The sequence below is a fragment of the uncultured Amnibacterium sp. genome (genome assembly GCF_964245895.1).
GTDB lineage: Bacteria > Actinomycetota > Actinomycetes > Actinomycetales > Microbacteriaceae > Amnibacterium.
In genome coordinates, this window is sequence record NZ_CAXTOQ010000172.1 from 1 (window position 1) to 6,622 (window position 6,622).

8 protein-coding genes are annotated in these 6,622 nt (G+C 72.3%); 3 read left to right on the plus strand and 5 right to left on the minus strand.

Annotated features, from left to right (window positions below):
* Window positions 1-851, plus strand: an 851-nt coding sequence (gene groEL / locus ACFE60_RS16510; RefSeq protein ID WP_375389951.1) for a chaperonin GroEL, incomplete at its 5' end; no start/stop codon positions are given.
* Between the two features lie 170 nt (window positions 852-1,021).
* Here groEL and ACFE60_RS16515 read toward each other — a convergent pair.
* The 4 genes from ACFE60_RS16515 to ACFE60_RS16530 form a co-directional block, all read right to left on the minus strand.
* Window positions 1,022-1,309 carry a WXG100 family type VII secretion target gene (locus tag ACFE60_RS16515; RefSeq protein ID WP_375389952.1) on the minus strand — a complete coding sequence of 96 codons (288 nt, stop codon included), beginning with the start codon at window positions 1,307-1,309 and terminating at the stop codon, window positions 1,022-1,024.
* Window positions 1,310-1,353: 44 nt separating this feature from the next.
* Window positions 1,354-3,048, minus strand: coding sequence for a sensor histidine kinase (locus ACFE60_RS16520; protein WP_375389953.1), 1,695 nt, complete (start codon window positions 3,046-3,048; stop codon window positions 1,354-1,356).
* Between the two features lie 64 nt (window positions 3,049-3,112).
* Window positions 3,113-3,808, minus strand: a complete 696-nt coding sequence (locus ACFE60_RS16525; protein WP_375389954.1) for a response regulator transcription factor — start codon at window positions 3,806-3,808, stop codon at window positions 3,113-3,115.
* 74 nt (window positions 3,809-3,882) lie between these two features.
* Window positions 3,883-4,146 (minus strand): hypothetical protein, encoded by a 264-nt coding sequence (locus ACFE60_RS16530; RefSeq protein WP_375389955.1) that lies wholly within the window; start codon window positions 4,144-4,146, stop codon window positions 3,883-3,885.
* 150 nt (window positions 4,147-4,296) lie between these two features.
* Here ACFE60_RS16530 and ACFE60_RS16535 point away from each other — a divergent pair, with 150 nt between their 5' ends.
* Window positions 4,297-4,677 (plus strand): cold-shock protein, encoded by a 381-nt coding sequence (locus tag ACFE60_RS16535; RefSeq protein ID WP_375389956.1) that lies wholly within the window; start codon window positions 4,297-4,299, stop codon window positions 4,675-4,677.
* Window positions 4,678-4,679: 2 nt separating this feature from the next.
* Window positions 4,680-5,246 (plus strand): DUF3027 domain-containing protein, encoded by a 567-nt coding sequence (locus ACFE60_RS16540; RefSeq protein ID WP_375389957.1) that lies wholly within the window; start codon window positions 4,680-4,682, stop codon window positions 5,244-5,246.
* A gap of 108 nt (window positions 5,247-5,354) precedes the next feature.
* Here the strand turns inward: ACFE60_RS16540 and serC are convergent, their stop codons facing one another.
* Window positions 5,355-6,476: a phosphoserine transaminase gene (gene serC, locus ACFE60_RS16545; protein WP_375389958.1), complete on the minus strand. Its 1,122-nt coding sequence runs from the start codon at window positions 6,474-6,476 to the stop codon at window positions 5,355-5,357.
* Window positions 6,477-6,622 lie beyond the last annotated feature (146 nt).

Here is a 6,622-nt window from a genome sequence, read left to right on the forward strand (position 1 = left end):
CGACCCTGATCGTCAACAAGATCCGCGGCATCTTCAAGTCCGTCGCCGTCAAGGCTCCGGGCTTCGGCGACCGCCGCAAGGCGCAGCTGCAGGACATCGCGATCCTCACCGGCGGCCAGGTCATCTCGGAGGAGGTCGGTCTCAAGCTCGAGAACGTCACCCTCGACCTGCTCGGCAACGCCCGCAAGGTCGTCATCACCAAGGACGAGACCACGATCGTCGAGGGTGCCGGCGACGCCGAGCAGATCGCCGGCCGGGTCCAGCAGATCCGCAACGAGATCGAGAACACCGACTCGGACTACGACCGCGAGAAGCTGCAGGAGCGCCTCGCCAAGCTCGCCGGCGGCGTCGCCGTCATCAAGGCGGGTGCGGCCACCGAGGTGGAGCTCAAGGAGCGCAAGCACCGCATCGAGGACGCCGTCCGCAACGCGAAGGCCGCCGTCGAGGAGGGCATCGTCGCCGGTGGTGGCGTCGCCCTCATCCAGGCCGGCAAGACGGCGTTCGAGAAGCTCGACCTCGTCGGTGACGAGGCGACCGGCGCGAACATCGTCAAGGTCGCCGTCGAGGCCCCGCTCAAGCAGATCGCGCTGAACGCCGGTCTCGAGCCGGGCGTCGTCGCCGAGAAGGTGCGCGGCCTGCCCGTCGGACACGGCCTGAACGCCGCGACCGGCGAGTACGTCGACATGCTGTCCGCCGGCATCAACGACCCGGTGAAGGTCACGCGCTCCGCGCTGCTCAACGCCGCGTCGATCGCCGGGCTGTTCCTCACCACCGAGGCCGTCGTCGCCGACAAGCCGGAGCGCAACGCCGCCCCGGTCGGTGCCGACGCCGGTGCGGGCATGGACTTCTGATCCGGTCCTGAACCACGGAAGGGCCGCATCCCCGCGAGGGGGTGCGGCCCTTCCGTGTTCGATGGCCTTCGGCGCGCAAGCGCGCCGAAGTCTGTGCCGAACCGAGCGCGCACCGAGTGGATGAGCACCGTGCGCGCTCGGCTGACGGTCTCGAGTCGGGGTTCGCCGCGTCAGCCGAAGAGGCGGGCGTTCGCCAGCTCCGTCTCGACGTACTGCTGGCCCGCGACGCGGAGCGCGCGGTCGATCGACGAGAGCACCTGCTCGACGCTCGTCTGGGTCGTCCGCCACTGCTGCACGACGCCCTGGAAGGCGATGGCGGCGGCACCGGTCCAGACGCCCTGCAGCGTCTCGAGCTGGCCGTGCAGGGAGGTGACCTCCGTCTGCAGGCGGGACACGGTCGCGGTGATCGCGGCGGCGGCGGAGTCGACGGCGTCGCTGTCGACGGTGTAGCGGGTCATGGTTGCCTCCTCGTGGATCCCGGTGGGTCCGGGGAGGCGCCACGCTAGGAGGCGGGCTGGTGCTCCGGGGCCTGGGCGCCCTCGTCGTCCGCATCCCGGTCGTGGTCGTCGCTGGGGAGGAGCGGAAGGGTCACCCGGAAGGTCGCGCCGCCGCCCGCGGTCTCCGAGATCCCGATGGTGCCGCTGTGGGCGCTCACGATGGAGGCGACGATCGCGAGCCCCAGCCCGCTGCCGCCGGTGTCGCGGGTGCGGGAGGAGTCGGCGCGCCAGAACCGCTGGAAGATCTTGTCGCGCACCTGCGGCGGGATGCCCTCCCCGTGGTCGATGACCTCGAGCACCGCGATGCCACGGGCCTTGTCGCCGTACGTCGCGATCTCGATCGGCGTGCCGTCCGGCGTGAACCGGATCGCGTTGCCGATCAGGTTCGCGAGCACCTGCCGCAGCTTGTCCTCCTCCGCCGACACGACGGGCTTCGCGGTCCCGGTGGTGATGGGCGAGGGGGCGTCCTCGACGCCGCCGTCGCGCGCGCGCCTGCGGGCCCGGAGCAGGCGGGCGGAGGCGAGTCGCAGGGAGCCGGTGACGCTCGCGGCGTCGGGGCTCACCCCGCGCCGGAAGAGCCGGCCGGCCGTCGTGGTCGACGAGTCAGTGTCGGCGGCGGTCTCCGCGGCGACGGGTCGCAGGATCTCGACGGTGCCGGTCGGGGTGTCGGGGTCGTGGCCGATCACCCGGATCGGGCGGTTGGGAGCGAGCGCGCGGGCGTCGAGCGCCGCGTCGTGGGCGACCGGCAGCAGCTCGACGACCGTCGGCTTCAGCTCCCGCGCCTCGTCCATGCGCGCGAGCGCGAGCAGGTCGGACACCAGCGCGCCGAGGCGGACCGCCTCCCGCTCGATCCGGTCCATCGCCTGCGCGACGTCGTCCCTCGACTGCAGCGCGCCCATCCGGTACAGCTCGGCGTAGCCGCGCACGGAGACCAGCGGGGTGCGCAGCTCGTGGCTCGCGTCGCCGACGAACCGCCGCATCTGGTCGATGGTGCGGGCGCGGTCCGCGAGCGCGCCGTCGATGCGGTTCAGCATGCGGTTCAGGGAGCGGTTCAGCCGCCCGACCTCCGTGTTCGGGGTCGTGTACCCGAGCCGCTGGCCGAAGTCGCCCTCCGCGATCGCCGCGGCGGTCCGTTCCACCTGCTTCAGCGGGGAGAACGTCGACCCCACGAGCACCCGGGTCAGCACCGCCCCCACGACCACGACGCCGATGCCGAACACGAAGAAGAGGGTGAACAGCTGCGCGATGAGCCGGTTGATGCTCTCGAGCGGCATGCCCAGCACCGCGATCGAGCCGTCGTCGAGCACCTTGGCGGACATCCGGAAGGCCGCCGCGTTGCCCTGCTTCACCGTGAACGGCTGGGAGTACGCCACGGCGTCGTCCGCGTCGATGCGCGGGATGGCCGGCCGCAGGTCGTCCCAGCGCGGGTTGGCCTGGATGATGGTGCCGTCCGACCGCAGGTGCGCGAAGACGAACTGCGTGGCCGCGGCGACCTCGTCGTTCCTCGTCGTCGTGACGGACACCGAGCTGAGCGTCGTGGTCAGCTGCCGGTCGGCGTCGGTGATCAGGTAGTTCCGCAGCACCGTCATCACGCCGAAGCCGGACACGATCAGGCCGAGCGTGAGCACGAGCACGGTGACGCCCGTGATCTTGGCGCGCAGGGAGATCGAGTTCCACCACTCGCCGACGGTCGCTCGCATGATGCGGGTCAGACCGCGCGGGAAGGGGCCCCGGGCAGCCCGGCACCCCTCGAGCCGCGCATGGTCAGACCTTCGCCGCCTTCAGCATGTAGCCGAAGCCGCGCTTCGTCTGGATGATCGGCTCGGCCGAGTGCGCGTCGAGCTTCCGGCGGAGGTAGGAGATGTAGGACTCCACGATGCCGGCGTCGCCGTTGAAGTCGTACTCCCACACGTGGTCGAGGATCTGCGCCTTCGACAGCACGCGGTTCGGGTTCAGCATCAGGTAGCGCAGCAGCTTGAACTCGGTGGGGGAGAGCTCGATCGCCTCGGAGCCGACGGTGACCTCGTGCGTGTCCTGGTCCATCGTCAGCTCGCCCGCCCGGATGACCGCGTCCTCCTCCGCGTGCATCGTGCGGCGCAGGATCGCCTTGATGCGCGCGACGATCTCGTCGAGGCTGAACGGCTTCGTCACGTAGTCGTCGCCGCCGACCGTGAGGCCGGTGATCTTGTCCTCGGTGTCGTCCTTCGCGGTGAGGAAGAGGATCGGGGAGGTGTAGCCGGAGGCGCGCAGGCGCTTGGTGACGCCGAAGCCGTTCATGTCCGGCAGCATCACGTCGAGGATGATCAGGTCCGGCTCCTCCTCGAGCACCGCGGAGATCGCCTGGGCGCCGTTGCTCACGGCACGGACCGCGAAGCCGGCGAACCGCAGGCTCGTGGTGAGGAGGTCACGGATGTTCGGCTCGTCGTCGACGATGAGGACGCGGGGCTGCTCGGACGCCATGCGCGACAGTATCTGCGCGCTTCCTGGGTAGTTCCTGGTGCTTCGTCGTGCGCCTTGCGGGTGTCGCGCGAGGGTCAGCGACGACTCCGCTGAGGACGCTGCCCGCGGGAGCGGCGCACCGCCAGCACCACGAACAGCGCGATCACGAGCAGCAGCCCGATCGTCAGGCCCGGCAGCGGCAGGATCTGCAGCACCACGAGCGCGCCGGTGATCCGGACGCCCGAGGCGCCGAGGATCAGCAGCGCGACGATCGACAGCGCCGATAGTCCGATGAGCGCGAACGCCATCGTCGCGAGCACCCGCTGGGCTCGCGAGCCTCCCTGGTCGGTCGCCGTCACGGTGCCGGAGCCTACCGGCCGTCGAGGTCGCGGGCCGGAGCGCGCGCGACCGGTCGCGGAAGCCCCGCGAGCCGGCCGCCCTGCGCCGTTAGGATGGATGGGCCGATTCCGGTCCCCGCCCTTCCCGTCCCAGGTCATCTCGAGGTCACCATGCCCACCGGCAGAGTCAAGTTCTACGACGACAGCAAGGGCTTCGGCTTCATCACCGGGGACGACGGCCAGGAGGTGTTCCTGCACGCGTCCGCGCTGCCCGCCGGCGCGGTCGTGAAGGCCGGGACGAAGCTGGAGTTCGGCGTCGCAGCCGGCAAGCGCGGCATGCAGGCGCTCTCGGTGCGCGTCCTCGAGAGCCCGCCGAGCCTGCAGCGGATGTCGCGCCCCTCCGCGGACGACATGGCCGCGCGCATCGAGGACCTCATCAAGGTGCTCGACCGCGAGGGTGCCGGCCTGCGCCGCGGCAAGTACCCCGACGCCGAGCACGGGCGCCGCATCGCCACCGTGCTCCGCCGGGTCGCCGAAGACTTCGACGCCTGATCGTGCCGGGCACCGTGGAGGAGCGCGTCGCGCTCGCCCTCGCCGCGCTCGCGGAGATCACCGACCCGGAGGACGTCGGCGCGCTGCTCGACGCGGAGGCGACCGAGCCGGGCGTCGTCGATCTGCGCTTCGCGTGCACCCTGCCGGGCTACGCCGCGTGGCACTGGACGGTCTCCACCACCGACCTCGACGGCATCGACCCGACCGTGCTCGAGGTCGAGCTGCTGCCCGGGGACGACGCCCTGCTGGCGCCGCCGTGGGTGCCGTGGACCGAGCGGCTCGCCGAGTGGCGCCGCCAGCACCCGGACGAGGCCCATCCGGGCGAGGCGGAGGCGGACGACGCCGAGGTCGAGCCCGACGAGCTCGACGACGACGATGAGGACGGCGACCTCGACGAGGACGACCTCGCGGTCGACGACGGGCTGGACGACCTCGACGACGCGGCACTCCTGGCCGTCGAGCCCGAGCCCCCCGAGCCCGACAGCGAGGACGAGCCCGAGGACGCTGAGGTCGAGGACGCCGACGACGACCGCGGCCCGCGGCCGGCCGACGAGGACCGCTCCCTGTAGCCAGGTGGTCGAGGGGCGTTCCGCGACGCGCGGTAGTCGCACCTCCGCGCGGGAGGTCGACCTACCGCGCGAAGGTGCGGAGTACCGCGCGACGGACCTGGCGACGCGTCAGGCCAGGCGGTCGACCACGTGCTCGATGCAGGCGATCAGCGCCTCGACGTCGGCCGGGTCGACCGACGCGAAGGTGCCGATGCGCAGCTGGTTCCTGCCCAGCTTCCGGTACGGCTCGGTGTCGACGATCCCGTTCGCGCGCAGCGACCTCGCCACCGCGGCGGCGTCGACGCCGTCGAAGTCGATCGTGACGACGACGGGGGAGCGGTCCTCGGCGCGCGCCACGAACGGCGCCGCGTAGTCCACGCGCTCCGCCCAGTCGTAGAGCAGGCCGGAGGAGGTCGCGGCGCGGGCGGAGGACCAGGCCAGGCCGCCCTGCTCGTTCATCCACGACAGCTGGGACTCGAGCAGCACCAGCGTGGCGAGGGACGGCGTGTTCAGGGTCTGGTCCAGGCGGGAGTTGTCGACCGCGGCCTGCAGGGAGAGGAACTCGGGGATGTAGCGGCCGCTCGACGCGATGCGGCCGATCCGCTCGATCGCGGCGGGGGAGCAGAGCGCGAGCCACAGGCCGCCGTCGGACCCGAGGTTCTTCTGCGGCGCGCAGTAGTAGACGTCCGCCTCCGCGGCGTCGAACGCGACGCCGCCGGCGGCGCTCGTCGCGTCGACCACGGTCAGCGCGCCCGGCGCGGCCACCCGGCGCACGGGCGCCACGACCCCGGTCGACGTCTCGTTGTGCGGCCAGGCGTAGACGTCCGCGTCGTCCGCGGCCGCCACGTCCGCCCGCGTGCCCGCGGGCGCCTCCGTCACGGCCGGAGCGGCGAGCCACGGCGCGTTCGCCGCCTTCGCGAACTTCGCGCCGAACTCGCCCCAGGTGCCGTGGGCGCTGCGGCGCTCGATCAGCCCGAACGCGGCGGCGTCCCAGAACGCCGTGGACCCGCCGTTGCCGAGCACGACCTCGTACCCCTCGGGCGCGCCGAGCAGCCTCGCGAGCCCCTCCCGGACCGCGTGGACGAGATCGCGCACCGGAGCCTGCCGGTGGGAGGTGCCGAGCAGGTGCCGGGACGCCGCGACGAGCGCGTCGACCTGGGCCTCGCGGATGCGCGACGGGCCGCAGCCGAAGCGGTCGTCGGCGGGCAGCAGGCCGGCGGGGATCGGGATGGTCTGCGCGGGATCCGTCACGAGCACAGGAGCCTAGTTCCGCGGCCGGGGCGCCCGCGGGCGCCGTCGCCGCGCCCCCGTAGACTGGGCAGCGCTTGGAGAGGAGCGCCGCAGTGACCGATCTCGTCGCCACCACCGAGAAGGAGCTTCGCACCACCCTCGATCTC

What these genes read in the sequence shown, in the direction of transcription:
- ACFE60_RS16515 (WP_375389952.1), bottom strand. Translation starts at nt 1,309, where the DNA reads ATGACCCGCTACACCGTCGACAGCGACGCCGTCGACTCCGCCGCCGCC.
- ACFE60_RS16535 (WP_375389956.1), top strand. Translation starts at nt 4,297, where the DNA reads ATGCCCACCGGCAGAGTCAAGTTCTACGACGACAGCAAGGGCTTCGGC.
- ACFE60_RS16525 (WP_375389954.1), bottom strand. Translation starts at nt 3,808, where the DNA reads ATGGCGTCCGAGCAGCCCCGCGTCCTCATCGTCGACGACGAGCCGAAC.
- ACFE60_RS16520 (WP_375389953.1), bottom strand. Translation starts at nt 3,048, where the DNA reads ATGCGAGCGACCGTCGGCGAGTGGTGGAACTCGATCTCCCTGCGCGCC.